A 25,183-nucleotide genomic window follows, 5' to 3' on the forward strand; every position below is an offset into this window, starting at 1 on the left:
TCAGGGCAGGAGGCGGCCCACGTGGTAGCGGACGGCGGCCAGGGCCGCGTCCGGGTCCCGGAGGCCGAGCATAATCTCCGCCGTGAGGCCCTCGACCAGTGCCAGGAACACCACCGACTCGTGCCCGGGATCGAGGTCGCCCGGCGCCCGGCCGGTCCGCTGCGCCTCGCTGATCAGATCCGCCACCCGGTCGTGCAGCCAGGCCTGACCCTCCCGTAGCGCCTCGGCCAGCTCGGGCACGGCTCCGGCGCGGGCCCCGAACGCCTGCCCGGTCCGCCGCTCGGCCCTGCGGCGGTCGTCCAGTGGCAGCATCTCCGTCGCCATCGACACCAGGAAGCCCCGCACGTCCACGGACGCGAAGTCGACCCCGGCCGTGATCCGTGCCGTGACCTGCTCGCCCAGGTAGGCGACCACGTACCGGAGCATCTCGTCCTTGGTGCGCATGTAGTACTGCACCGCGCCGAGTGACATGCCCGCCTCCACCGCCACGTCCCGCAGCGTGGCGGCGTCGAGACCGTCACGGCCCGCGATGCGCAGCACGGCCTCGGCGATGTGCCGGCGGCGCTCGTCGTGGTCGACCTTCTTCGGCACGGGCCCTCCCTTATTCCATACCCGTGTATTAACATACAGCAGTATGGGAACGTTGGCATTCTTCGCCCCGGCCGCCGCCGGCCACGTCAACCCCACTCTCGGCCTGGCCGCCGAGCTGGTGCGGCGGGGCCACCGCGTCACGTACGCCACCACGGAGGAGTACGCGCCCCGGGTCGCCGAGACCGGCGCCGAGGTCGTCCCGTTCACCTCGTCCTGGGAAGCGCTCAAGGGCCGGCCGGCGCCGCAGATGCACGGCCGGGAGTTCATCCGCGCCACCCGCATGCTTCTCGGCGAGACCAAGGCCGTGCTCGCCCAGCTCGGCGACGGCGAGCGCCCCGACCTGGTCGTCCACGACGGCCCGATGGCCTGGTGGGGCCGTGTCCTGGCCCACCGGTGGGACGTCCCGTCCGTGGAGACCTGGCCGAACCTGGTCGGCAACGAGCACTGGTCCATGCACCTCAAGTACACGACCTTCAACCCGCTCAGCCCCGGCTTCCTGCTCCTGCTCGCGCGCCTGGCCACCTTCCTGCGCAGGGAGGGTCTCGGCGCCGACGTCCAGGGATTCATGCAGGGCTCGCGGGCGGAGCTCCGGCTGGTCATGCTGCCGCGTGCCTTCCAGTACGCGGGCGAGACCTTCGGCCCCGGTTACCGCTTCGTCGGCCCCGCCCTGACCGGCCGCGCCTTCCAGGGTGACTGGCAGCCGCCGGACGACCTGCCCGTGGTCCTGGTCTCTCTCGGCACGGGGTACAACGACCGGCCGGATTTCTACCGTACGGTCCTGGAAGCGGCGGCCGGTCGCCCGTGGCGCGTCGTGCTCGCGACGGGCGCGGCGGACCCCGCCGGCCTGGGCCCGGTCCCGCCCAACGTCGAGGTGCACCGGCAGGTGCCGCAACTGGCGGTGCTGCGGCACGCCCGCGCCTTCGTCACCCACGCCGGGATGGGCGGCACCATGGAGGGCCTCCACCACGGCGTGCCCCTGGTGGCGGTGCCGCAGATGGCCGAGCAGCGCGCCAACGCCGACCGCATCGCCGAACTCGGGCTGGGCAAGACCCTCCCGCCCGGCCAGGTCACGGCCGGGACGCTGTGGCAGGCGGTCGAGGACGTTTCCTCGGACCCCCGCGTACGGGAGAGGCTCGACTGGATGCGCGGCGAGATCGAGGCGGCGGGCGGCGCCACCGCCGCCGCCGACGAGATCGAGAAGCTGATGCGCCCGCCGGGAGACGGCGCTGGGTGAGGACGAGAGCCCGCCTCGTCCCGCACCCGCGGCTCGCGCTGGGCGTTCCTCCGCGGGCTACCGGGCCCCGGTGCCGGGGCGGCTAGCCGCGTGGCAGGGCGCGGAAGACCCGCTGCGCGTAGTAGGCGGAGCCGGCGAGCAGGAGCAGGCCGGAGAGGACCCCGCTGACGATCGGGACCCAGGCGACCGCCTCCGTCCACACCATGGCCAGGCCCGCGAGGCCGAGGACGGTGAGACCGGCGCCGGGGACGAGGATGCTGACCTCCCGCCACACCGGCCACAGGGCGACGAAGTGGATGCCGACCACGAGGGCGATCCAGGCCACGCCCGACTGCTCCGGCCAGCCGAGGGCGTCCAGCACGCGGAGGCCGCCGAACAGGGCCAGCGCTTCGAGTACGACGATCACCACGTACCTGCGGTTGAACATGCCGCCGGGCGCGCCGCCGGGTTCCGCGGCGCCGCCCCGGGTGCGGCGGCCGGCGAGGAACCACAGGACGACCACGCTCGCGAGCGCGAGCCCCGCGATGACGCGGAGCGCCGTACCAGCTGACGGGGGGAGGGGTGCGTTCGCGTTGATCGCCACGAAGACCATGCCGAACACGGCCCCGATCAACACTCCGCTCAGTCTCTGCACGGTCGTTGATCGTATCCAGATACATGCCCTCTTGAGACCATGCGACTGGATTGAGGAACGATGACCCGTTCTGTGCCCGTGGTGCCGCCCTCGGCGTCGCTCCTGGGAGGTCTGGCGGCGCCGGTCGGGAGACGGTTCGACTGCTCTCCAGAATCGGCGCAAATATGGACAAATGGGCGGCGTGGTAAATCGGTCTAAATGGGGATTTTTGTAGTTCGGCACGGGCTGGCCTGATTATCTTACATGGTAGTACTTTGCTGGTAGCTGGCAATATCGGCGGGTTCGGCCAGAGGGCCACGGGTATTTCCGTACAAGTCGTGCAGAGGCGAAGCGCCAAGAAAGTAATAGCAGAGCCCTAGACGTATACGGAAAGAAAAATGACCAGACCAAACACGCAAAAGACAAATCGCCGGAACGGCCTGCTGTGGGTAGCCGCGGCCACGGTCGCTCTCGCGGCTCCCCTGGCTTCGACGGGACCCGCGTACGCAGGCACGGCCGACTGGCCGGGCCCCAACAGCACCATGTCCGACCAGCACAACGACCAGTGGCACGAGGACGACTCGGCCGAGGAGGCCTGGGAATCCCGCGACCACGAGGACGCCGGGCACCGCGAGGACTCCCCGAACTACGAGGACACCCGGCACCGCGAGGAAGCCCACGAGTCGGCGCACCACCCGCATTCCTGGAACCAAGAGGACGAGCCCGGCTACGAAGAGGCGGAATACCGCGAGGACGAGCCTGGCTACGAGGAAGCGGAATACCGCGAGGACGAGCCTGGCTACGAGGAAGCGGAATACCGCGAGGACGAGCCTGGCTACGAGGAAGCGGAATACCGCGAGGACGAGCCCGGCTACGAGGAAGCGGAATACCGCGAGGACGAGCCGGCCCACCACGAATCCTGGGGCCACGAGGACGCGCCGGAGTACGAGGACGCCTGGGGCCGTGAGGACGGGCCGGAGTACGAGGAAGCCTCGTACCGTGAGGACGGGCCGGCCGACCACGAGTCGCGGAACCGCGAGGACGGGCCGGAGTACAGGGACGCCTGGAGCCGTGAGGACGGGCCGGAGCGCGAGATCTCCTGGAACCGTGAGGACGGGCCGGAGTACAGGGACGCCTGGAGCCGTGAGGACGGGCCGGAGCGCGAGATCTCCTGGAACCGTGAGGACGGGCCGGAGTACAGGGACGCCTGGAGCCGTGAGGACGGGCCGGAGCACGAGATCTCCTGGAACCGTGAGGACGGGCCGGAGTACAGGGACGCCTGGAGCCGCGAGGACGGGCCGGAGCACGAGATCTCCTGGAACCGTGAGGACGAGCCCGAGTACGAGGACGCCTGGAGCCGCGACGACGAGCCGAACTACGAGGAAGCCGCGAACCGCGAGGACGAGCCCGAGTACGACGAGTCGTGGGGCCGTGAGGACGAGCCTGAGTACGACGACTCGTGGGGCCGTGAGGACGAGCCGGAGTACGAGGACGCCTGGAGCCGCGAGGACGGGCCGGACCACGAGGACTCCTGGGACCGTCAGGGACCCGCGGACCGCGAGCCGATGATCGCCGAGGTCGCTGACCCGCAGGACCAGCCGGAGCCCAGCGACGCCGAGCCGGTGGGGACCCAGGCCGAGAACGAGGCCGAGAGGGCCGCCCGGCCCGAGGACCGGAGCGCCAACAACGCGCAGGCCACCAACAACTACGTGTCGGTGATCCTCCCCAGCTACGGTGCGCTCTTCACCCCATGGCTGGCCACCGTGGACCAGTTGAACGCGGACAGCCAGAACGCCTTCGGCCAGAACGCGTTCGGCCAGACCATGGAGGGCCTGTACGCCGAGGGCCCTGACGCTGAGGGTCCTGACGCTGAGGGTCAGGACGTCGAGGCTCAGGATGTGGAGGGTCAGGACGCTGAGGACCTGAACGTCGAGGGTCCTGACGCTGAGGGTCAGGACGTCGAGGGTCAGGACGCTGAGGGTCAGGACGTGGAGGGTCCTGACGCTGAGGGTCAGGACGTCGAGGGTCAGGACGCTGAGGGTCAGGACGTGGAGGGTCCTGACGCTGAGGGTCAGGACGTCGAGGGTCAGGACGCTGAGGGTCAGGACGCTGAGGGTCAGGACGCTGAGGGTCAGGACGTCGAGGGTCAGGACGCTGAGGGTCAGGACGCTGAGGGTCAGGACGTCGAGGGTCAGGACGCTGAGGGTCAGGACGCTGAGGGTCAGGACGTCGAGGGTCAGGACGCTGAGGGTCAGGACGCTGAGGGTCAGGACGCTGAGGGTCAGGACGCTGAGGGTCAGGACGTCGAGGGCCAGGACGCTGAGGGTCAGGACGTCGAGGGCCAGGACGCCGAGGCTCAGGACGTCGAAGGTCAGGACGCCGAGGCCCAGGACGTCGAGGCTCAGGACGTCGAAGGTCAGGACGTGGATGGCCAGAAGCTGGACGGCCGGAGTGCCCACCAGCTGAGCGAGGACGGCCGGCTCTCGCTGGCGTCGCTCCTCGGTTTCTCGCCGGCCCAGCAGTTCTTCCTGCCGTACAGGAACATGCAGCAGACGGCGTGCGCGGTCGCGGGCGGCAACTCCCTGCCGGCCAGCTGCCCGTCCCTCGTCCACAGCGCGTAGCGGATCATCGCTGACGGAGCACCAACCCTCCAGCCCGGGCGGGCGCCGCGTTCAGCGCGGCGCCCGCCCGCAGGCGTTCCGGGCCGCCAGGACGAGGCAGGCGCCCGCGACGGCAGGTGTTCGGGTTGTCCCACATACGGGGAACCGCACGGACCGGAAACCGGACGACCGTTGCCCACCCGGCACGTGATCCGGTCCGGTCACAGGTCATACTTCCGGCATGGCGCCGCGTATCCCCTCCCCGGTCGACCGGCTCGTGGCGGGCGTCGTCGGGCTGTTCGCGGTGGCCGAAGAGATCGGCGAGCGCACCGCCGCCCCCGACCGGCAGGAGGCGGCGTGGTGGATCGCCGCCGGGGTCGCCGCGGCGGTGCTCGTGCTGTTCCGCAGGCGGGCGCCGTTCGGGGTGCTGTCCGCGTACACGATCGCGAACGTCGCCGGGTTCCTGCTGGTCGCGGACGTGGCGGCGGCGTGGCAGTACTACACGCAGCTGCTCCTGCTGTTCACGCTGCTGAGCGAGGTGCGCCCGCGTGACCGGCGGGCGGTGACGGGGCTGGCGATGACCGGCGTCTTCGTGGCGGCGATGCTGGCCGCGTCCTCGACCGCGCCCGGGTGGGGCGACGTCGCGGTGGCCGTGGTCATGACCACCGTCGCGGCCGGCGCGGGCATCGCGGTGCGGCGCTACCGGGCGCTGGCCGTGCGGGCGGCGGAGCGGGGCGAGCTGCTCGCCCGCGAGGCGGTCTCCGCCGAGCGCGCCCGCATCGCCCGCGAGCTGCACGACATCGTGGTCCACAGCGTGAGCGTGATGACCATGCGCACCGGCGGGGTCCGGCTCATGCTGGGGCAGGAGCGGGCGCCCGAGCGGGAGATCCTGGCCACCGTCGAGGCGACCTGCCGGGAGGCGGCGGAGGAGCTGCGGCTCATGCTCAACCTGCTGCGCGGGCCCGAGAGCGACGGGACCGTGCCGATCGCGGGGCTCGACCGGCTGGACGAACTGGTGGACCAGGTACGCGCCGCCGGCCCGACGGTGAAGACGGAGATCCACGGCGAACCGGTGCCGCTGCCGCCCGCGCTGGACCTGTCGGCCTACCGGATCCTGCAGGAGGCGCTGACGAACACGCTCAAGCACGCCGGGCCGGCCGACGTGACGGTGACGGTCGGTTACCGGCCGCGCGAGCTCACGCTGGAGGTGGTGGACCGGGGGCCGTCCGGCCCGCCGCCCCGGCCGGGCGAGAGCGGCTACGGGCTGGTCGGGATGCGCGAGCGGGTGGCGATGTTCGGCGGGACGCTCGCCGCGGGGCCGGTCCCGGAGGGCGGGTTCCGCGTCCGGGCGGTGCTGCCGGTGTGAGCGTCCCGGGCCGGAAAAACTTCTGGCGGCCGTGTCGATCCGGCGCGGAGGCGTTCGACGCGTCGGTGAGACGACGAACGGCACCCTGAAAGGACGCTGTCATGCAGAAGATCACCACCTACCTCTGGTTCGACCACCAGGCCGAGGAGGCCGCCACCTTCTACACCTCGCTCTTCGCCGGCTCCCGGGTGGTGGGGATCCAGCCGGGGCCGGACGGCGGGGCGATGATGGTCACGTTCGAGCTGGCGGGGCAGCGCTACCTGGCGCTCAACGGCGGCCCGGCCCACACCTTCAACGAGGCGATCTCGCTGCTCGTCGACTGCGAGTCGCAGGAGGAGGTCGACGAGCTGTGGGGCAGGCTCACCGAGGGCGGCGAGGAAGGTCGGTGCGGGTGGCTGAAGGACCGCTACGGCCTGTCCTGGCAGATCATCCCCAGGGAGCTGCCCGAGCTGCTGAGCCACCCCGACCCCGAGGTCGCGGGGAAGGTGGCGCAGGCGATGATGGGCATGAGCAAGATCGACGTGCGGGCGCTGCGCGACGCGGCCAAGTCCTGACCCTCGGGGGGCCGGCGGGCGAGCCGCCGGCCCCGCGCCGGGTCAGTCGACCGCCATCTCGCCCAGCAGCGACCAGTCGTCCTGCGGGATCGTGGTGTTGACGATCCGCGGCGTCTCGGCCAGGTGCGGCGGCAGGTCCTGCTGGGCCTTCCTGAAATGGTCCGACTGGACGTGCGCGGCGCCCGCGTCGGCGTCCTTGAACGCCTCCACCAGCACGTACTCGTTCGGGTCGTCCAGGCTGCGCGACCAGTCGAACCACAGGCAGCCGGGTTCGGCGCGGGTGGCCCGGGTGAACTCGGCGGTGACCTCGGCGAACCGGTCGGCGGACTCGGGCCGGACGCGGAACTTCGCGGTGATGAAGATCATTTGGTCTCTCTCGTTACGGTACGGGGTCCTCACCGATGGTAGGGCGGGCGAGCCTGATCAGCCCGGCTCGCGGGTGGCGTGCTCCGGCGGGACGGTCGGCTTCGGTGTCGGGCCGGACCGCTTGGGCGACGGGGTCGACGTGGGCGTCGGCGAGCCGACCGGCGACGACGGCAGGCCGGAGAACCTGCCCTGCCGCGCCATCACGGGCACCGCCATCCGCACCGCGCCCGCGTCGCGGAACGTGAACGTCATCGGCACGTAGTTGCCGAGGATGCCGCTGGCCATGCCGATGGGCTGGTCGGGCCGGGTGGCGGCCTCGAAGGGGCGCAGTTCGACCGGCCCCACCAGCCGGACGGTCCCGCCGCCCTCCACGGTGACCCGCTCCAGCAGGTCGGGCCGGTCGCGGTTGCTGATCAGCACCGCGTACAGGGCCTGCCGGCCCGCGGGTGACGCGGCGGGTGACGCGGTGGACATCTCGCCGAGCAGGAACGCGTCGCGTACGTGCACCCCCTGCACGTCGCCGTTCGCCCCGTCGTTCCCCGGGCGGTTCAGCCGGGCGGGGTCGTTCGGGTCGACCGAGCTGGAACAGCCGGTCGCCGCCAGGACCAGTGCGGCGGCGCAGGCGAGCAGCCGCGCTGACATGCCAGTGGACATGATTGGCCGCTACCCGGGCCCTCCTCGGTGAACCGCGCCCCGGCACGATCATGACGGAAACCGGGGACAACCGGGAGCCGCCGCCTACCGCGCCGTCGCCGCCCCGCCGCGAGGTTTCGCGTCACGCCGGGACGGGCACGCGTCGTCTACGCTCGGCTCACGAGCCGGACCGAGGTTGAGGGGGAATCTCCGTGACTGGCGAACTCGCGGGAGTGGCGGGGCTGCTGTACGAGTTCGGGCTGCTCAAACGCTACAAACGCACCGGCTGGCTGGTGGCCGGGGTGCGCGATCCGGAGAGCATCGCCGACCACTCCTTCCGCACCGCCGTCATCGCCGGGATGATCGCCAAGCTGGAGGGCGGCAACCCGGAACGGGCCGCGTTCATGAGTCTCTTCCATGACACGCAGGAGACGCGCATCACCGACATCCCGTACATCGGCAAGCGCTACCTCAAGCCCGCCTCCAACGAGGAGGTCACGGCCGACCAGACGCGCGGCCTGCCCGGCGAGGTGGCGGAGATGGTGAGCGGCGCGGTCCGTGAGTACGAGGAGAAGGACAGCCTGGAGGCGGTGTGCGCGCGTGACGCCGACAAGCTGGAGTGCCTGATCCAGGCGGTCGAGTACCGCGAGCAGGGCAACCAGAACGTGCAGCCGTGGATCGACAGCTCGCTGGCCGCGCTCAGGACCGTCACCGGCAAGCGCCTGGCGGAAGAGGCGCTGCGCACCGGCACGCTGAAGTGGATCACGCCGGTGCTCAACGGCGACTGATCACGGCACGCGAAAGGCCCCGGTCCTTGCTCACTGACCGGGGCCCTGTCGCGCTTGATCTCCCAGGATCTCCATGACACTTCATATCACGAAATTTCTCCGTACGAGTCAGAATGCGGGATATGAGGTGAAACTCCCGAAATTAAATCGGTTGTGATCGCGCGCGCCGGTCTGCTGAGCTGAGCGGCGGAACGGCATCCCGTGAGCGAGGAGCAGAAATGCGAGCGACTTTCATGTCCACCCAGCTGAAGACTTCCTTCTACGCACAGGACATGACGCTCCGTGAGAACACTCAACCTCGGGATCCTCGCGCATGTCGACGCCGGTAAGACGAGCCTGACCGAGCGGCTGCTGCACGCCGCCGGGGTCATCGACGAGCTCGGCAGCGTCGACCAGGGCAGCACCCGCACCGACACCCTCGCGCTCGAACGCCGGCGCGGCATCACGATCAGATCCGCCGTCGTCTCCTTCCCCATCGGCGACGTGACGGTCAACCTCATCGACACGCCGGGCCACCCCGACTTCATCGCCGAGGTCGAGCGCGTGCTGGACGTGCTCGACGGCGCCGTTCTGGTGGTCTCCGCCGTCGAGGGGGTGCAGGCCCAGACGCGCGTGCTCATGCGTACGCTGCGGCGGCTCGGCATCCCCGCGCTGATCTTCGTCAACAAGATCGACCGGCGCGGCGCCGCGTACGGTGAGGTGCTGGACGCCGTCAGGGCCCGGTTGGCCCCGTCGGGCGTCGCCATGTCGGCCGTCACCGGCCTCGGCACCCGCGCCGCCGCCGCCACCCCCGCCGCCGACCCGCGCCTGGCCGAACTGCTCGCCGACCACGACGAGACCCTGCTCGCCGCGTACGTGGACGACCGGCCCATCACGGACCGGCGGCTGCGCCAGGCGCTCACCCGGCAGGCGCGCGCCGGTCTGGCGCATCCGGTGTTCTTCGGCTCGGCCATCACCGGGGCGGGCGTGCCCGCGCTCATGGACGGCATCCGCGACCTGCTGCCCGCCGCCGAAGGCGACGCGTCGGGGCCGCCGTCCGGCGCCGTGTTCAAGGTCGAGCGCGGGCCCGCGGGGGAGCGGCTCGCCTACGTCCGCATGTTCTCGGGCACGCTCCGGGTCCGCGACACCGTCCCCGGCCACGGCAAGGTGACGGCGATCGGGGTGTTCGACCGCGGCACCGCCGTCCGCGTGGACGCGGTCGGCGCCGGGCGGATCGGCCTGCTGTCGGGGCTCGGCGGCATCCGCGTCGGCGACTACATAGGCGACCAGTTCGCTGACCAGCACGCTGACCACGCCGCCGACCACGTCGTCGATCACCACGTCGATCACCACGTCGATCACCACGCCGATCACCACGTCGATCACCACGCCGATCGCGCTGCCGATCGCGCTGCCGATCGAGCCGCCGATCGCGTCGGCATTCGCGTCGGACCGGCTCGCGGCCGTGCGCGCCGACACTTCGCGCCGCCGTCGCTGGAGACCGTCGTCACGCCCGTCCGGGCCGCCGACCGGGGTGCCCTGCACGCCGCGCTCACCCAGCTCGCCGAGCAGGACCCGCTGATCGGCCTGCGGCAGGACGACGTCCGGCAGGAGACCTACGTCTCCCTGTACGGGGAGGTGCAGAAGGAGGTCATCCAGCAGACGCTGGCCGAGGAGTTCGGGCTGGAGGTGACGTTCGAGGAGACCACCACGATCTGCGTCGAACGCCCGGCAGGCACCGGCGCGGCGGCCGAGTTCATCGCCCAGGGCGGCAACCCGTTCCTCGGCACGGTCGGGCTGCGCGTCGAACCCGGGCCGATCGGGTCGGGGGTGACGTTCCGGCTGGCGGTCGAGCTGGGGTCGATGCCGTACACGTTCATGCGCGCCGTCGAGGAGACGGCGCGGCAGACGCTCCAGCATGGCCTGCACGGCTGGGAGGTGATCGACTGCGCTGTCACCCTCACCCACACCGGCTACTGGGCGCGGCAGAGCCACTCCCACGGCGTGTTCGACAAGAGCATGTCCAGCACCGCCGGCGACTTCCGCAACCTGACGCCGCTGGTGCTGATGGACGCGCTGAAGCAGGCGGGCACCCGCGTGCACGAGCCGTTGCACCGCTTCCACCTGGAGATCCCCGCCGACCTGCTGGGCGGGGTGCTGCCGGTGCTGTCGCGGCTGCGCGCGGTCCCGACGGGCTCGCGGCCGCACGGCGACACGTACCGGATCGAGGGGACGGTGCCGGCGGCGCTGGTGCACGGGCTGGAGCGGGCGCTGCCGTCGCTGACCCGCGGAGAAGGCGTCCTGGAGACCGCCTTCGACCGCTACCAGCGGGTGCCGGGGCCGCCCCCGGCCCGCCGCCGCATCGGCCACGACCCGCGCAACCGGAAGGAGTACCTGCTGCACGTGGTGCGCATGGTCTAGGCGGACCCGGAGCGCGCGGGGGCCGGCGCCGACCGCCACGGCAGCTGGTACGCCCACTGCCACGCGGCCTCGATCGGCCCCCGGCTGAACCGCCGCAGCCAGAGCGTGGACAGGGCCATGAACAGCGCGCAGATGGCCAGCCACGCCACCGGCACCCACCAGGGCCGCAGCCAGTCGAGCCGGGCGGCCAGCCCGAGCCCCCAGCCGTAACAGAGGGCCGAGGCGACCACGTTCTGGAAGACGTAGCAGCTCAGCGCGGTCCTGCCCACGTTGGACAGGCCGCGGCGCAGCGGCCCCGGCGCGGCGTCCCGGCGCACCAGCGAGGTGATCAGGGCGAGCAGGCCCAGCGCCACCAGGGGCGGCAGCAGGTACCGGTCCACCAGGAACCAGCCGGGGCCGGCGAACGTGGTGACCAGGTTGAGCGGCAGCCCTGCGCCCAGGCCGATCGCCATGAGCCTGCGCCGCAGCGCCGCGCCGCGCTCGGTGCCGTCGAACACGCCCGCCCGCAGCAGCCGGGCCCCCAGCAGGAACAGCACGACGCCCAGCGGCACGATGAACACCGCCTCCGCCCGGTACACCCCGGCCAGCTCGATCCGGGACGCCACCTGGTCCAGGTAGGACCCCTCGGTGAACAGCGAACCCGGCGAGGATCCGGCCAGGGAGGCTCCGCTGTAGAGGAGCGCGGCCGTGGCCAGCCCCACGAACAGCACGAACAGCGACCCGACGGCCGCCATCCAGGCGGTCACCACCCGGTCGCTCCGCCCGATCAGGTACGCGACCACGATCGCGGTCACCCCGTACCCCATGAGCACGTCGTACTCGAAGACCAGCACGTAGTGCAGCAGCCCCTCGGCGAACAGCAGCGCCGCCCGCCACAGGTAGCGCCCCGGCCAGCGCAGCCCGCGCCGCCGGGCCGAGCGGTACTGCAGCTCCAGCCCGACGCCGAACAGCAGGGTCAGCAGCGCCAGGAACTTGCCGTTGGCGAGGAAGCGCAGGAACGACTCCAGCGCCCCCGCCTGCCCCAGCGCCCCCGCCAGATCGGCGGGCCCGCCCGGGCTGGTGAAGATCCAGATGTTCGTGCCCAGCGTGCCCGCGATCGCCGCGCCCCTGAGCACGTCCAGTGCTTCGATCCTGTTGCCTGTCACCTTTCCACGATGCCGTCGCCCAGCGGGGAGAAGGTCCTCACATGGGCTGATCTCGGATACATCGATGGATGTATCCGGGGCAGCCGTCAGGCATGAGACTCGGGAACTGGGACATCCGGCCGGCGGCGGGCTGGGCTGCCTGATCATGATCATCGTGTCGGTCGTCCTGTCGGTGCTGCTGACGCTGATCCTGAATCTGCTGCTCTAGTGGATATGTCCTAATCTGTGTGCGTGATTCGCTCTGCCACCCCTGCCGACGTGCCCGCCATCCACCAGCTGATCCGTGAGCTGGCCGCATACGAGAAGTCGCTCGACGAGGTCGAGGCCACCGAGGAGCAGCTGCGCCAGGCGCTGTTCGGCCCCGAGCCCAAGGTGTTCGCCCACATGGCCGAGAACGACGACGGCGAGGTGGTCGGCTTCGCCATGTGGTTCCTCAGCTTCTCCACCTGGACCGGCACCCACGGCCTCTACCTGGAGGACATCTTCGTGCGCCCCCAGCATCGGGGCGGCGGCCACGGCAAGGCTCTCATGACCGAGCTGGCCCGGATCTGCATCGAGCGCGGGTACGGGCGCTTCGAATGGTCCGTGCTCGACTGGAACGAACCAACGATCAACTTCTACAAGTCCATCGGAGCCATCCCCTGCGACGAGTGGATCCGCTACCGGCTCAGCGGCGACGCCCTGGAGCGGTTCGGCAAGTCGTAGCTACCGGCCCGTGGACGGCGAGGCGTACAGGCTGTCGAGGCCGAGCGGGGGCGGGGGCGGCAGCGGCCCGGCGTGGTCGGCCTGGAAGGCCTGGAGCTGGTAGGCGACGAAGCGGCGGGAGGCGGCCGCCGCGGCCCCGGACGACTCGGTGACGATGCCGTTGTTGGCCAGGAGCAGCAGCACGAGGTCGGCCAGGTCGAAGTCGGGACGCAGCCGTCCGGCGGCCTTGGCGCGACGGGTGAGCTCGGCGAAGCCCCGCTCGGCGCGGGCGCGTTTGTCCTCGTAGTCCAGGGCCTCGGGGAACGCGGTCAGGAAGGCGGCGGTGAACCCCCGGTCGGCGGCCTGCATGGCGCAGAGCGTCTCGATGACCGTGCGGAAGGCGCGCCACGGGTCGGGGTCCTCCAGGGCGTCGTCGACGGTCGAGGCGCAGGCGGAGAGCTGGTCGGCGAACACCTCCGCGACCAGCGACTCGCGGGTGGGGAAGCGCCGGTAGAGGGTCGCGACGCCGACCCCTGCGCGGCGCGCGATCGCCGCCGTCGGCACGTCGAGCCCGCGGGCGGCGAACGCCTCGCGGGCCGCCTGGAGGATGCGGTCGCGGTTGTGCCGCGCGTCGGCGCGCAGCGTTATCCGAGAGGAACGGGCAGGCACTCTTCTCACATTAGCGCCAAGTGGAGCACCCCCTCCGGTTGCGGCCTAGGGTCGGGCCTGACACACGAGGAGGACCAGTGAGCGAGATGCGCGCCGCCCGTTACGACAGGTACGGGCCCCCGGAAGTGCTGTACGAGGCCATGGTGCCGAAACCGGTCGCCGGGCCGGGCGAGGTGCTGGTGCGGGTGCACGCCAGCAGCGTCAACGGGGGCGAACTTGCGGCCCGCGCCGGGCGGCTCCGCCCGCTGACCGGCCTGATGAGCCGGGGCTTCCCGAAGACCCTCGGCATGGACTTCGCCGGAGAGGTCGCCGCCCTGGGCTCGCCCATGCGCGGCCTCGCGGTGGGCGACCGGGTGTGGGGCGGAGGCCGGGCGATCAGCTCCGCGGCGGCCGAGTACGTCGTCGTCCGCCCGCGCCACCTGGCCCTCGCGCCCGCCGGGACGGACCTGGTCGAGGCCGCCTCCCTGCCCGGCGTGGGCACGACCGCGATCACCGCGCTGCGCGACCGGGCCGGGCTCAGGGCGGGGGAGCGGCTGCTGGTGCGCGGCGCGAGCGGCGGCGTCGGCAGCGTCGCCGTCCAGCTCGGCCGGGCGTACGGCGCGCACGTCACGGGGCTGGCCAGGAAGGGCAACCTCGACTTCGTACGGGACCTCGGCGCCGACGAAGCCGTCGACTACGCGACCACGAGCCCCGGCGACCTCGGCCGGTTCGACGTGATCCTCGACACCGCAGGCACCGCCCTGAGCGCCTACCGCCGGCTCCTCACACCCGGCGGACGCATGGTGACGATCAGCTTCGACCTCGGCCGCCTCGTCCCGTCCCTGGCCTCCATCCTGGTCTCCACCGTGTACGGCTCGCGACGCGTACGGTTCTTCAGCGGGAACCCCACCCACGAGCTCTTCGCCGACCTGACGCGGCTCGTGGAGAGCGGGGCGATCCGGCCGGTGGTGGACACCGTCCATCCGCTGGCGGACATCGCCGGGGCGCACCGCGCGCTGGAAGCCGGCGGCGTCCGCGGGAAAGTGGTCGTCCGGACCGTGGGCGCGGCCAGCTCCCAGACCTGAACCACGAGCCGGGGATCCAGGGCGGGACGCGAGAAGGCCCGCAGACCTGGCGGGCTGCGGGCCTTCTCGGAAGTCACATGCCGGTGCCCGCGTGCACCCGTTCCGGCTGGCGGCCGGTCTGGTACATCTCCTCCGGCCCCTCACCCAGCTCGCGGTGCGTCTCCTCGATGCGGAGCGCCACGCCCATGGCGAAGAACGTGGGCGCCCACTCGCCGATGAAGATCCCCCAGCGGTCGGCGCGAGCCAGATCCGCGCCTTCGTAGTTCTTCGACATCATCCAGCTGGCCAGGGCCAGGCCGACGGAGCCGATTCCTGCCAGATACATGTGATTTGACTTGATGCCCATCTTGTGGAGCATTTTGATCATGATGTCCCCCCTTGCTGTGAATGCTGTTCCCCTGTCCCGAGCGCCGTAACCTCGGCCCGCGCCGAGAGGGTGCGCAGGGCTTCCAGCAGCTCAGGGGGGCCGTCGACGGTGAAATCGGCGTCGAGGGCGAGGATGTGCAGCGCCAGCCGCATCGGGGTCTCGCCGCCCGCGTGCACGACGCACGTACGGTCGCCGGCGCTCTCGACGAGCACCGATTCCGGCAGGTGCGGGGCGATGGCGGAGGCGGGGGCGTGCACCGTGACCCGCGCCCGGTGCCGCATCAGCGCCGTGTCGACCCCCTTCGGCACCATCGACGCGGGCGGCGCCTCCCGGGGGGTGAAGCGCGGGCCGCCGGGTGTCCGGAGCGCGAGCCGGTCGACCCTGAAGGTGCGCCAGTCGTCCCGCTCCACGTCCCAGCCGATCAGGTACCACCGCCGCCCGGTGTGCACCAGCCGGTACGGTTCCACGTCCCGCGTCCGTACGGACCCGTCGTGCGTCCGGTAGTCGAACCGCAGCCGGTGCCGGTCGCGGCAGGCGGTGGCGACGGCGGTCAGCGTCTCGGCGGGGACGGCCGGCCCGCCCGGAGCGAGGGACACGGTGGCCGCGTGCAGCGCCCGGACCCGGCGGCGCAGCCGGTCGGGCAGCACCTGCTCCAGCTTGGCGAGGGCGCGCAGGGACGTCTCCTCGATGCCCTCCACCGCACCGGCGGTGCGCAGCCCCACCGCGACCGCCACCGCCTCCTCGTCGTCCAGCAGCAGCGGCGGCAACTCGGCCCCGGCGCCCAGCCGGTAACCCCCGGCCACCCCGGGCGTGGCGTGGACCGGATAGCCGAGGCCGCGCAGCTTGCCGATGTCGTAGCGGACGGTCCGAGGGCTGACCTGGAGGCGTTCGGCCAGCTCGGCGCCGGTCCAGGCGGGCCGGGTCTGCAGGAGCGACAGCAGACGCAGCAGCCGCGCGGAGGTTTCCAGCATTTGCCGATTTTCCCGGAAAAAGCGGCAAAAAGCTTGCCACAATCCCTGGGACGGTACATCTATGACCATCAGGGAGTTCCACCTCGACATCCCCCAGGCCGACCTCGACGACCTGCGCGAGCGGCTGAGCCGGACCCGTTACCCCGTACAGACCCCGGGCGCCGGCAGCGAGCGCGGCGTCACCGTGGCGGAGCTGCGCGAGCTGGCCGACTACTGGGCCACCGGCTACGACTGGCGGGCGCACGAGGCCGAGCTCAACGCCCACCCGCAGTACGTCACCGAGATCGACGGCCAGGACATCCACTTCCTGCACGTGCGCTCGCCCGAGCCGGACGCCACCCCGCTGATCCTCACCCACGGCTGGCCGGGCTCGGTCGTCGAGTTCCTCGACGTGATCGGGCCGCTGACCGACCCGGAGGCGCACGGCGGCGACCCGGCCGACGCCTTCCACCTGGTCATCCCGTCCGTCCCGGGCTTCGGACCCTCCGCCCCGCTGCGCGGCACCGGCTGGACGCTCGGCCGGATCGCCCGCGCCTGGGCCACGCTGATGGCCAGGCTCGGGTACGAGCGGTACGGGGCGCAGGGCGGCGACTGGGGATCCGGGATCTCCCGCGAGCTGGGGCTGACCGACGCCGAGCATGTGATCGGCGTCCACGTGAACTACCTCATGACGTTCCCGTCGGGCGACCTGGGCGAGGTGAGCGAGTCCGACAAGGCGCGGCTCGCCAAGCTGGAGGAGTTCACCGGGGACATGGGCGGCTACATGGCGATCCAGTCGAGCCGGCCGCACACGCTCGGGTTCGGGCTGGCCGACTCGCCGGCGGGACAGCTCGCCTGGATCGCGGAGAAGTTCCGCGAGTGGACCGACCGGCCGGTGGACCGGGACCGGCTGCTCACCAACGTCAGCCTCTACTGGCTGACGAACACGGCCGACTCGGCGGCGCAGATCTACTGGGAGTTCTCCCACGCCTGGTCCATGCCGCAGTCGTCGCCCACCCCGCTCGGCGTCGCGGTGTTCCCGCACGACATCGTGCTGCCGATCAGGAGGCTGGCCGAGCGGACGGACAAGGTGGTCCACTGGACCGAGTTCGAGACCGGCGGCCACTTCGCCGCGATGGAGGAGCCGGAGCTGCTGGTCCGCGACATCCGGGCCTTCTTCAGGGGCGTTCGTTAACGGCGTGTTTCCGGCGTGACGCTTGTGTATCGCCTGTTGCCCGGGTGAGTCACCCGTAACGAACGCACAGCGCCGATCCGCCTCTGTGCGTAACCCCGGATTCCTACGTTCGAGTCAGCTCAGAACGTAGGAGGAATGATGGCGCGCTGGATCGCCGAGTGGCATCCCGACGACGCGGCCTTCTGGCGGACCACCGGCCGGAAGGTCGCCCGGCGCAACCTGGTCTTCTCGATCCTGGCCGAGCATCTCGGTTTCACCGTCTGGACGCTGTGGAGCATCGTGGCCGCCCGGATGGGCGGCTACGAGTTCACCACCGACCAGCTGTTCTGGCTGGTCGCGCTGCCGAACCTGATCGGCTCCGTGCTGCGGGTGCCGTACACGTTCGGGCCGGCCAGGTTCGGCGGACGCAACTTCACCGTCGTCAGCGCGCTGCTGCTGGTCGTGCCCGCCGTGCTGCTCGGGGTCGCGGTGAGCAGCCCGGACACCCCGTACTGGATGTTCCTGCTGATCGCGGCCACGGCCGGGGTGGGCGGCGGCAACTTCGCCTCCAGCATGGCCAACATCACCTACTTCTACCCGCGGAGCAAGCAGGGCGTCGCGCTCGGGCTGAACGCCGCCGGCGGCAACATCGGCGTCAGCTCGGTGCAGCTCGTCATGCCGCTGGTGATCGGCGCGTTCGGGCTGGCCGCCGCCGGGTGGTTCTGGCTGCCGTTCGTCGTGGTCGCCGCCGTCTGCGCCTGGTTCTTCATGGACAACCTCACCAGCGCCAAGGCCAGCCCGCGCGAGCAGCTCGCGGTGGCCGGCAAGGCCCAGACGTGGGTGATGTCGTTCCTGTACGTGGGCACGTTCGGCTCGTTCATCGGCTATTCGACCGCCTTCCCGCTGCTCAGCACGAGCCTGTTCCCGGACGCGCCGTGGGCCGCGGTGGCGTTCGCCGGGCCGCTGATCGGGTCGCTGATCCGGCCGGTGGGCGGGTGGCTGGCCGACCGGCTCGGCGGGGCCCCGGTCACGCTGTGGAATTTCGCGGCCATGGGCGGCGGCGTCCTGCTCGTCTGGGCGGCGTCCGGATCGGGCAGCTTCTGGCTGTTCTTCCTCGCCTTCCAGACGCTGTTCCTGACCGCCGGCATCGGCAACGGCTCCACCTACCGGATGATCCCCGCGATCTTCCAGGCCAAGGCGGTGGCCGAGAAGGGCGACGACGAGGCGGCGCTGCTGCACGGCAAGCGGCAGGCGTCCGCGGCCATCGGCATCATCTCCGCCGTCGGCGCGCTCGGCGGCTTCCTCATCAACCGGGCGTTCGGCATGTCGTTCGCCGCCACCGGCAGCCCGGCGGGCGCGTTCCTCGCCTTCGGCCTCTTCTACGCGAGCTGCGCCGCCCTGACCTGGTGGTGCTACCTGCGCACCGTCGGCGTCTCGCGGGTGGCCAGCCTCGCCCACGCGAGGGTCTGACCGGATGGCCGAGCCGGTGAAGACCCACTGCCCGTACTGCGCGCTGCAGTGCGGGATGGCGATCAGCGCCACCGCGTCCGGGATCACGATCACGCCGCGGACCGACGTCCCGGCCAACGCGGCCGGAGCCCTGTGCCAGAAGGGCTGGACCGCCGCCGACCTGCTCACCAACGGCGCCCGCCTGACCAGCCCGCTCCTGCACGGGCGGCCGGTGGAGTGGGACGTGGCGCTCGGCCACGTCGCCGACCGGCTGTCCGCCATCAGGCTCGAACACGGCCCCGACGGCGTGGCCGTGTTCGGCGGGGGCGGGCTCACCAACGAGAAGGCGTACCTGCTGGGCAAGCTCGCCAGGGTCGCACTCGGCACCAGCCAGATCGACTACAACGGCCGCTTCTGCATGTCGTCGGCCGCCGCCGCCTCGATCAGGGCGTTCGGCATGGACCGCGGCATGCCCTTCCCCGTCACCGACCTGGCCGGGGCCGACGTGGTGCTGCTGGCGGGCGCCAACCCGGCCGAGACCATGCCGCCGTTCGTCCGCCACCTGGACGGGCCGCGGCTCATCGTCGTCGACCCGCGCCGCACCGCCACGGCCAGGCTCGCCTGGCTGCACCTGCGGCCCGCGCCCGGCACCGACCTGGCGCTCGCGCTCGGCCTGCTGCACCTGGCCGTCGCCGAGGACCTGGTCGACGCCGCGTACGTCGAGGAGCGCACCAGCGGGTTCGACGCCGTACGGACCTCGCTCGCCGCCTGGTGGCCGGAGCGCGTCGAGCGGATCACCGGCGTGCCGGTGCCGCGGATGCGCGAGGCCTTGCGCGCGCTCGCGTTTGCGAAGAACGCGTACGTGCTCACCGGGCGCGGCGCCGAGCAGCACGCCCAGGGCACCGACACCGTCACCGCGTTCGTCAACCTGGCGCTCGCGCTGGGCCTGCCCGGACGGCTCGGCTCCGGGTACGGGTGCCTCACCGGGCAGGGCAACGGCCAGGGCGGCAGGGAGCACGGGCAGAAGGCCGACCAGCTCCCCGGCTACCGCAGGATCGACGACCCGGCGGCCCGCGAGCACGTCGCCGGCGTGTGGGGCGTCGATCCCGGCGACCTGCCGGGTCCTGGCCGGTCGGCGTTCGAGCTGCTGGAGGCGCTCGGCACACCGGCGGGGCCGAAGGCGATGCTGCTGTTCGGCTCCAACCCGGTCGTGTCCGCGCCCGACTCCGCCCGGGTCGCCGAGCGGATCCGGTCGCTGGACCTGCTCGTCGTCTGCGACGTGGTCATGTCGGAGACGGCGGCGCTGGCCGACGTGGTGTTCCCCGTCACCCAGTGGGCCGAGGAGACGGGCACCATGACCAACCTGGAGGGCCGCGTGCTGCTGCGCCGGCAGGCGGTCCGGCCGCCGCCCGGGGTGCGGAGCGACCTGGAGGTCATCGCCGGGCTGGCCCGCAGGCTCGGCCACGACTTCGCCGACGAGCCGGGCAAGGTGTTCGAGGAACTGCGCCGCGCCAGCGCGGGCGGCCCCGCCGACTACTCGGGCATCACGTACGACCGCATCACGGGAGAAACGGAAGAGCCCCGGGAAACCCGCGATGAGGCGGACGTGCCGGACGAAGGAGAGGTCGGGGACCGCGCGGATGTTCGGAGTGGCGCGGACGTCCCGGGCGGCGGGGAGGTCCGGGACCGCGCGGATGTTCGGAGTGGCGCGGACGTGCCGGACGAAGGAGAGGTCCGGGACCGCGCGGGGGTTCGAGGTGGCGGGGAGACCGGGCAGGGGCGGGAAGTCGGGGTTTTCTGGCCGTGTCCCGCGCCGGGGCACCCCGGGACGCCGCGGCCGTTCCTCGGCTCGTTCGCCACCCCCGGCGGGCGGGCCAGGTTCGTGCCGGTCGAGCACCGGGGCCCGGCCGAGGAGATCGACGACGACTACCCCGTCTACCTCACCACGGGCCGCGTGCTCGCGCACTACCAGAGCGGCGCGCAGACCCGCAGGATCGCCGCCCTCGCCGCCGCCGTGCCCGAACCGTACGTGGAGCTCCACCCCGATCTGGCCGGGCGGCTGGACATCGGGGCGGGGGACCTGGTGCGGGTCACCAGCAGGCGCGGCCAGGGACAGGGCGTGGCCAGGATCAGCGACGCGATCAGGAGCGACACCGTGTTCATGCCGTTTCACTGGGAGGGGGCGAACCGGCTGACCAATCCGGCGCTCGACCCCACGTCCCGGATGCCGGAGTTCAAGGTCTGCGCCGTACGGGTGGAGCGGGTCACATGAGGCTCGTCGTCGTCGGCAACGGGATGGCGGGCGCGCGCCTGGTCAGCGAGGTACGGGCGCGCGACCCGCGGATGCCGGTCACCGTGTTCGGGGCCGAGCAGGGCAGCCCCTACAACCGGGTGCTGCTGTCGAACGTGCTCGCCGGGCAGGCCAGGCCCGAGCAGCTCGGCCTGCACGACCTGTCCTGGTACGACACGCACCGGGTGGAGGCGGTGCTCGGGAGCGCCGTGGCCTGGATCGACCGCGAGTCGCGCGCCGTGCACACCGCCGACGGCCGGCGCGCGCCGTACGACCTGCTCGTGCTGGCCACCGGCAGCGAGGCGATCGTGCCGCCCATCCCCGGCGTGGGGCGCGCCATCCCGTTCCGGACGCTCGACGACTGCGACCGCATCGTCAAGGCCGCCGCCGACAGCCGCCGCGCGGTGGTGATCGGCGGCGGGCTGCTCGGCGTCGAGGCCGCCCGCGGGCTGGCCGGGCGCGGGCTGCCCGTGACGCTGCTGCACCTGGCCGGCCACCTGATGGAACGGCAGCTCGACCCCGAGGCGGGCCTGGTGCTGGGCGAGACGCTGGCCGGGCTCGGCGTCGCGATCAGGACCGGCGCCAGCGCCGTCGCCGTCGAGGACGGCGGCGTCCGGCTGGCCGGCGGCGAGCTGGTCGAGGGCGACCTGGTGGTGCTCGCCTGCGGCGTCCGCCCGCTCACCGCGCTGGCCGCCGAGGCCGGGCTGGAAGTGCGGCGCGGCATCGTGGTCGACGACGAGCTGCGCACCGACGACCCGTCCATCCTGGCCATCGGCGAGTGCGCCGAGCACGACGGCACCGTGTACGGGCTGGTCGCGCCCGCCTGGGAACAGGCCGCCGTGGCCGCCGACGTGATCACCGGCGGCGCGTCGCGCTACCGCGGCTCCCGGCTGGTCACCCGGCTCAAGGCGAGCAGCGTCGAGCTGGCCGCGATGGGCGAGACGCACCTCACCGACGAGCAGGCCGAGGTGGTGCGCTTCAGCCACCGGGCCCGGGGCACCTACCGCAAGCTCGTCATCCGCGACGACCGGCTCGTCGGCGCGATCCTGCTGGGCGACACCGACGCCGTCGGCACCCTCACCCAGCTCTACGACCGCGGCGGGCCGCTGCCGGGGGACCGGGCCGGGCTGCTGTTCCCCGGGCCGGCGCCGGCGGCGAGGGCCGACAGCCCGACGCTGATGCCCGACGCGGCCAAGGTGTGCCACTGCAACGACGTGACCAAGGGACAGATCAGGGCGTGCTGGGAGGCGGGCGCCAGGGACGTGGCCGGCGTGGCCGCCGCCACCAGGGCCACGACCGGCTGCGGCACCTGCCGTGACGCCGTGGCGGGCATCGTCGGCTGGCTGTGCGAACAGGAAGGGGTTCCCGCATGAGGAAGATCGTCGTGGCCGGGTACGGGCCGGCCGCCCACCGGTTCGTGGAGGCCCTGCTGGAGCGGGGCTTCGACGGGACGATCACGGTCATCGGCGAGGAGCCCAGGCCCGCCTACGACCGGGTGGCGCTCACCTCGTACCTGGACGGCGTCTCGGCCGAGGAGCTGTCCTACCCGGTGCCGCCCGGCGTGGTGACCAGGCTGAACAGCCGCGTCACCGGCATCGACCGGCGGGCCCGCCGGGTGACCGTCGAGGGCGGCGAGCCGGAGCCGTACGACGTGCTGGTGCTCGCCACCGGGTCCAGGCCGTTCGTGCCGCCGGTGCCGGGGGCCGGGCACGCGCACGTCTACCGCACCATCGACGACCTGGACGCGATCAGGGCGGCGGCCGAGGGGGCCACCGACGGCGTCGTGGTCGGCGGCGGGCTGCTCGGCCTGGAGGCCGCCGACGCGCTGCGCGGGCTCGGGCTGCGCACCCACATCGTGGAGATGAGCCCGTGGCTGATGCCCCGCCAGGTGGACGAGGGCGGCGGCGCGGTGCTCAAGGGCCACATCGAGGCGCTCGGGCTGAGCGTGCACGCGGGCTCCGGCGTACAGGAGATCGTCACCGACGGCCGGGGGAAGGTCACCGGCCTCCGCACGCCGGACGGCACCCTCGTCGAGGCCCAGATCGTGGTCTTCTCCGCCGGGGTCAGGCCGCGCGACGAGCTGGCCAGGGAGTGCGGCCTGGCGGTGGGGGAGCGCGGCGGCGTCGTCGTCGACTCCGCCATGCGGACCTCCGACCCGCACATCTACGCCGTCGGCGAGTGCGCCCTGCACGACGGCATGGTGTACGGGCTCGCCGGGCCGTGCTTCACCATGGCCGAGGTCGCCGCCGAGCGGATCACGGGCGGCGCAGCGGCGTTCGGCGGCGCCGACCTGTCCACCAAGCTCAAGCTGCTCGGCGTCGAGGTGGCCCAGTTCGGAGCCATGGAAGGGGCGCTCGACGTCACCTACATGGACCCGGTGGGCGGCGTCTACAAGAAGCTGTTCATCAGCGACGACGCCACCACCCTGCTCGGCGGCATCTGCGTCGGCGACGCGTCCCCGTACGGCACGCTGCGCTCCTACGTCGGCAAGCCGCTGCCCGCACCTCCCGCCGACCTGCTGTTCGCCGGCGGCGGGGTCCAGCTCGACCTGCCCGACGACGCGCAGGTGTGCTCCTGCAACAACGTCAGCGCCGGCGCCGTCCGCGCCGCCATCCACGACCAGGGCTGCGCCGACGTGCCCGGCGTCAAGGCGTGCACCCGCGCCGGCACCACCTGCGGCAGCTGCGTGCCGATGCTCAAGCAGCTGCTGGAGAAGGCCGGCGTGGACACCGGCAAGGGGCTGTGCGAGCACTTCGCCCACTCCAGGGCGGAGCTGTTCGACATCGTACGGGTGCGCGGCATCCGCACGTTCTCCCAGCTCATCGCCGAGCACGGGGAAGGCCGCGGCTGCGACGTGTGCAAGCCCGTCGTGGCCTCCATCCTCGCCTCGCTGCACAACGGGCACGTGCTGGAGGGCGAGAACGCCGCCCTGCAGGACACCAACGACCACTTCCTCGCCAACATCCAGAAGAACGGGACGTACTCGGTCGTGCCGCGCATCCCCGGCGGTGAGATCACCCCCGGCAAGCTCATCGTCATCGGCGAGGTGGCCCGCGACTTCGGCCTCTACACGAAGATCACCGGCGGGCAGCGGATCGACCTGTTCGGCGCCCGCGTCGACCAGCTCCCGGAGATCTGGCGCAGGCTCGTCGACGCCGGGTTCGAGTCCGGCCACGCCTACGGCAAGGCGCTGCGCACGGTCAAGTCGTGCGTCGGCTCGGCCTGGTGCCGGTACGGGGTGCAGGACTCGGTCGGCATGGCCATCGCGCTGGAGCTGCGCTACCGGGGGCTGCGCTCGCCGCACAAGCTCAAGTCGGCCGTCTCCGGCTGCGCCCGCGAGTGCGCCGAGGCCAGGTCCAAGGACTTCGGCGTCATCGCCACCGAGCAGGGCTGGAACCTGTACGTGGGCGGCAACGGCGGCTTCAAGCCCCGCCACGCCGACCTGCTCGCCGCCGACCTGACCGGCGAGGAGCTGATCAGGACCATCGACCGGTTCCTGATGTTCTACATCCGCACCGCCGACCGGCTGCAGCGCACCTCCGCGTGGCTGGAGTCGCTCGACGGCGGGCTCGGCTACCTCCGCTCGGTGATCATGGACGACTCGCTCGGCATCTGCGCCGACCTCGACGCGCACATGGAGCGGCACGTCGCCACCTACGCCGACGAGTGGCGGGCCACGCTGGAGGACCCGGACAAGCTCGGCCGGTTCGTCAGCTTCGTCAACGCACCAGGGGTCCCCGACCCGTCCATCGTCTTCGCGACAGAGCGAGACCAGATCAAACCGGTGGTGATGTCATGAACTGGATCGGCATCTGCGGCTACGACCTCCTGCTGCCCGAGCGCGGCGTGTGCGCGCTGGTGGACGGCGAGCAGGTGGCGCTCTTCCGCACCTACGACGGCACGGTGCACGCGCTGGGCAACCGCGACCCGTTCAGCGGGGCGTACGTGCTCTCACGCGGGATCGTCGGCACCAGGAAGGGCGAGGCGACCGTCGCCTCGCCGCTGCACAAGCAGGTGTTCTCGCTGGTCACGGGGCGCTGCCTGGACGAGCCCGCGGTCGCGGTCCCCGTCTACCGGGCGCGCGTCCGCGACGGCGCGGTGCAGGTGTCCGTCAGTGTTCCGCCGTCCGGCGCCCGCGCTCAGGATCGCGGGCTCGTGTCGGTGGGCGGGTAGACGTGGGCGCCCGGGTGAGTCGCCGGGAGCACGCAGCGTCGGCCGGCGTCGACCGCGGCACAGCGCTCGGCCT

The 25,183-nt window shown here is 72.1% G+C and carries 23 protein-coding genes; 15 read left to right on the plus strand and 8 right to left on the minus strand.

The features are described from left to right. Positions 1 to 591, minus strand: a complete 591-nt coding sequence (locus ABD999_RS00420; RefSeq protein WP_271277861.1) for a TetR/AcrR family transcriptional regulator — start codon at positions 589 to 591, stop codon at positions 1 to 3. Positions 592 to 634: 43 nt separating this feature from the next. Between ABD999_RS00420 and ABD999_RS00425 the strand changes: the two genes are divergently transcribed. After that, positions 635 to 1,825: a macrolide family glycosyltransferase gene (locus tag ABD999_RS00425; RefSeq protein ID WP_271277862.1), complete on the plus strand. Its 1,191-nt coding sequence runs from the start codon at positions 635 to 637 to the stop codon at positions 1,823 to 1,825. Positions 1,826 to 1,907: 82 nt separating this feature from the next. On the opposite strand, the gene ABD999_RS00430 is transcribed toward ABD999_RS00425, so the two are convergent. After that, a complete protein-coding gene (locus tag ABD999_RS00430) occupies positions 1,908 to 2,459 on the minus strand; it encodes a hypothetical protein (protein WP_222708869.1) in 552 nt (183 codons plus the stop codon). Positions 2,460 to 2,980: 521 nt separating this feature from the next. Here ABD999_RS00430 and ABD999_RS00435 point away from each other — a divergent pair. From ABD999_RS00435 to ABD999_RS00445, 3 genes are all read left to right on the plus strand, one after another. Next, positions 2,981 to 5,059, plus strand: a complete 2,079-nt coding sequence (locus ABD999_RS00435; protein ID WP_345482494.1) for a putative sodium/potassium/calcium exchanger — start codon at positions 2,981 to 2,983, stop codon at positions 5,057 to 5,059. 220 nt (positions 5,060 to 5,279) lie between these two features. Beyond that, on the plus strand, positions 5,280 to 6,404 hold the full coding sequence (locus ABD999_RS00440; RefSeq protein ID WP_271277864.1) for a sensor histidine kinase: 1,125 nt from the start codon (positions 5,280 to 5,282) through the stop codon (positions 6,402 to 6,404). 101 nt (positions 6,405 to 6,505) lie between these two features. Next, positions 6,506 to 6,958, plus strand: coding sequence for a VOC family protein (locus ABD999_RS00445; RefSeq protein ID WP_148030223.1), 453 nt, complete (start codon positions 6,506 to 6,508; stop codon positions 6,956 to 6,958). 42 nt (positions 6,959 to 7,000) lie between these two features. Here ABD999_RS00445 and ABD999_RS00450 read toward each other — a convergent pair whose 3' ends face one another. Next, positions 7,001 to 7,324, minus strand: coding sequence for a putative quinol monooxygenase (locus ABD999_RS00450; RefSeq protein WP_148030224.1), 324 nt, complete (start codon positions 7,322 to 7,324; stop codon positions 7,001 to 7,003). A gap of 57 nt (positions 7,325 to 7,381) precedes the next feature. Beyond that, on the minus strand, positions 7,382 to 7,978 hold the full coding sequence (locus ABD999_RS00455; protein ID WP_345482495.1) for a hypothetical protein: 597 nt from the start codon (positions 7,976 to 7,978) through the stop codon (positions 7,382 to 7,384). A gap of 191 nt (positions 7,979 to 8,169) precedes the next feature. Here ABD999_RS00455 and ABD999_RS00460 point away from each other — a divergent pair, with 191 nt between their 5' ends. Both ABD999_RS00460 and ABD999_RS00465 read left to right on the plus strand, forming a co-directional pair. Next, positions 8,170 to 8,745, plus strand: coding sequence for an HD domain-containing protein (locus ABD999_RS00460; RefSeq protein ID WP_148030226.1), 576 nt, complete (start codon positions 8,170 to 8,172; stop codon positions 8,743 to 8,745). A gap of 282 nt (positions 8,746 to 9,027) precedes the next feature. Further along, a complete protein-coding gene (locus tag ABD999_RS00465) occupies positions 9,028 to 11,145 on the plus strand; it encodes an elongation factor G (protein WP_271277866.1) in 2,118 nt (705 codons plus the stop codon). On the opposite strand, the gene ABD999_RS00470 is transcribed toward ABD999_RS00465, so the two are convergent. Further along, positions 11,142 to 12,290, minus strand: a complete 1,149-nt coding sequence (locus ABD999_RS00470; RefSeq protein ID WP_148030227.1) for a DUF418 domain-containing protein — start codon at positions 12,288 to 12,290, stop codon at positions 11,142 to 11,144. The two genes, ABD999_RS00465 and ABD999_RS00470, sit on opposite strands and share 4 nt — an antisense overlap. Before the next feature lie 64 nt (positions 12,291 to 12,354). On the opposite strand from ABD999_RS00470, the gene ABD999_RS00475 reads away from it, so the two are divergent. After that, the gene (locus tag ABD999_RS00475; protein ID WP_271277867.1) at positions 12,355 to 12,498 is read left to right on the plus strand and encodes a hypothetical protein; all 144 of its coding nucleotides are present in this window, start codon (positions 12,355 to 12,357) and stop codon (positions 12,496 to 12,498) included. 23 nt (positions 12,499 to 12,521) lie between these two features. Beyond that, positions 12,522 to 12,995, plus strand: a complete 474-nt coding sequence (locus tag ABD999_RS00480; protein WP_271277868.1) for a GNAT family N-acetyltransferase — start codon at positions 12,522 to 12,524, stop codon at positions 12,993 to 12,995. On the opposite strand, the gene ABD999_RS00485 is transcribed toward ABD999_RS00480, so the two are convergent. After that, entirely contained in the window at positions 12,996 to 13,643 is a 648-nt protein-coding gene (locus ABD999_RS00485) for a TetR/AcrR family transcriptional regulator (RefSeq protein ID WP_271277869.1), read from the minus strand. It abuts the gene before it with no gap. 86 nt (positions 13,644 to 13,729) lie between these two features. Here ABD999_RS00485 and ABD999_RS00490 point away from each other — a divergent pair, with 86 nt between their 5' ends. After that, positions 13,730 to 14,707, plus strand: a complete 978-nt coding sequence (locus ABD999_RS00490; protein ID WP_271277881.1) for an NAD(P)-dependent alcohol dehydrogenase — start codon at positions 13,730 to 13,732, stop codon at positions 14,705 to 14,707. A 73-nt stretch (positions 14,708 to 14,780) separates the two neighbouring features. Here ABD999_RS00490 and ABD999_RS00495 read toward each other — a convergent pair whose 3' ends face one another. Continuing rightward, the gene (locus ABD999_RS00495; protein ID WP_345482496.1) at positions 14,781 to 15,032 is read right to left on the minus strand and encodes a hypothetical protein; all 252 of its coding nucleotides are present in this window, start codon (positions 15,030 to 15,032) and stop codon (positions 14,781 to 14,783) included. A 38-nt stretch (positions 15,033 to 15,070) separates the two neighbouring features. Continuing rightward, positions 15,071 to 16,045: a helix-turn-helix transcriptional regulator gene (locus tag ABD999_RS00500; RefSeq protein WP_271277871.1), complete on the minus strand. Its 975-nt coding sequence runs from the start codon at positions 16,043 to 16,045 to the stop codon at positions 15,071 to 15,073. Between the two features lie 61 nt (positions 16,046 to 16,106). Between ABD999_RS00500 and ABD999_RS00505 the strand changes: the two genes are divergently transcribed. The 6 genes from ABD999_RS00505 (at position 16,107) to nirD (ending at position 25,110) form a co-directional block, all read left to right on the plus strand. Beyond that, positions 16,107 to 17,219 (plus strand): epoxide hydrolase family protein, encoded by a 1,113-nt coding sequence (locus tag ABD999_RS00505; RefSeq protein ID WP_271277872.1) that lies wholly within the window; start codon positions 16,107 to 16,109, stop codon positions 17,217 to 17,219. Positions 17,220 to 17,354: 135 nt separating this feature from the next. Further along, entirely contained in the window at positions 17,355 to 18,668 is a 1,314-nt protein-coding gene (locus tag ABD999_RS00510; protein ID WP_271277873.1) for an MFS transporter, read from the plus strand. Between the two features lie 4 nt (positions 18,669 to 18,672). Continuing rightward, the gene (locus tag ABD999_RS00515) at positions 18,673 to 20,919 is read left to right on the plus strand and encodes a molybdopterin oxidoreductase family protein (protein WP_345482497.1); all 2,247 of its coding nucleotides are present in this window, start codon (positions 18,673 to 18,675) and stop codon (positions 20,917 to 20,919) included. Then, positions 20,916 to 22,310: an FAD-dependent oxidoreductase gene (locus ABD999_RS00520; RefSeq protein WP_271277875.1), complete on the plus strand. Its 1,395-nt coding sequence runs from the start codon at positions 20,916 to 20,918 to the stop codon at positions 22,308 to 22,310. Before ABD999_RS00515 ends, ABD999_RS00520 begins: the two co-directional genes overlap by 4 nt. Beyond that, positions 22,307 to 24,736 carry a nitrite reductase large subunit NirB gene (nirB, locus tag ABD999_RS00525; RefSeq protein WP_271277876.1) on the plus strand — a complete coding sequence of 810 codons (2,430 nt, stop codon included), beginning with the start codon at positions 22,307 to 22,309 and terminating at the stop codon, positions 24,734 to 24,736. The genes ABD999_RS00520 and nirB overlap by 4 nt, the downstream gene beginning before the upstream one ends. Then, complete coding sequence (gene nirD / locus ABD999_RS00530) at positions 24,733 to 25,110, plus strand: nitrite reductase small subunit NirD (RefSeq protein ID WP_148030235.1); 378 nt, start codon at positions 24,733 to 24,735, stop codon at positions 25,108 to 25,110. The genes nirB and nirD overlap by 4 nt, the downstream gene beginning before the upstream one ends. The last annotated feature ends 73 nt before the right edge of the window (positions 25,111 to 25,183 follow it).

Origin of the sequence: Nonomuraea ferruginea (assembly GCF_039540635.1) — a bacterium.
Taxonomy (GTDB): Bacteria; Actinomycetota; Actinomycetes; order Streptosporangiales; family Streptosporangiaceae; genus Nonomuraea; species Nonomuraea ferruginea.

Excerpts from the sequence above, each read along its gene's own strand:
- ABD999_RS00425 (WP_271277862.1), top strand. The coding sequence starts at position 635 with ATGGGAACGTTGGCATTCTTCGCCCCGGCCGCCGCCGGCCACGTCAAC.
- ABD999_RS00435 (WP_345482494.1), top strand. The coding sequence starts at position 2,981 with ATGTCCGACCAGCACAACGACCAGTGGCACGAGGACGACTCGGCCGAG.
- ABD999_RS00440 (WP_271277864.1), top strand. The coding sequence starts at position 5,280 with ATGGCGCCGCGTATCCCCTCCCCGGTCGACCGGCTCGTGGCGGGCGTC.
- ABD999_RS00445 (WP_148030223.1), top strand. The coding sequence starts at position 6,506 with ATGCAGAAGATCACCACCTACCTCTGGTTCGACCACCAGGCCGAGGAG.
- ABD999_RS00450 (WP_148030224.1), bottom strand. The coding sequence starts at position 7,324 with ATGATCTTCATCACCGCGAAGTTCCGCGTCCGGCCCGAGTCCGCCGAC.
- ABD999_RS00455 (WP_345482495.1), bottom strand. The coding sequence starts at position 7,978 with ATGTCCACTGGCATGTCAGCGCGGCTGCTCGCCTGCGCCGCCGCACTG.
- ABD999_RS00475 (WP_271277867.1), top strand. The coding sequence starts at position 12,355 with ATGGATGTATCCGGGGCAGCCGTCAGGCATGAGACTCGGGAACTGGGA.
- ABD999_RS00490 (WP_271277881.1), top strand. The coding sequence starts at position 13,730 with ATGCGCGCCGCCCGTTACGACAGGTACGGGCCCCCGGAAGTGCTGTAC.
- ABD999_RS00495 (WP_345482496.1), bottom strand. The coding sequence starts at position 15,032 with ATGTATCTGGCAGGAATCGGCTCCGTCGGCCTGGCCCTGGCCAGCTGG.
- ABD999_RS00500 (WP_271277871.1), bottom strand. The coding sequence starts at position 16,045 with ATGCTGGAAACCTCCGCGCGGCTGCTGCGTCTGCTGTCGCTCCTGCAG.
- ABD999_RS00505 (WP_271277872.1), top strand. The coding sequence starts at position 16,107 with ATGACCATCAGGGAGTTCCACCTCGACATCCCCCAGGCCGACCTCGAC.
- ABD999_RS00510 (WP_271277873.1), top strand. The coding sequence starts at position 17,355 with ATGATGGCGCGCTGGATCGCCGAGTGGCATCCCGACGACGCGGCCTTC.
- ABD999_RS00515 (WP_345482497.1), top strand. The coding sequence starts at position 18,673 with ATGGCCGAGCCGGTGAAGACCCACTGCCCGTACTGCGCGCTGCAGTGC.
- ABD999_RS00520 (WP_271277875.1), top strand. The coding sequence starts at position 20,916 with ATGAGGCTCGTCGTCGTCGGCAACGGGATGGCGGGCGCGCGCCTGGTC.
- nirB (WP_271277876.1), top strand. The coding sequence starts at position 22,307 with ATGAGGAAGATCGTCGTGGCCGGGTACGGGCCGGCCGCCCACCGGTTC.
- nirD (WP_148030235.1), top strand. The coding sequence starts at position 24,733 with ATGAACTGGATCGGCATCTGCGGCTACGACCTCCTGCTGCCCGAGCGC.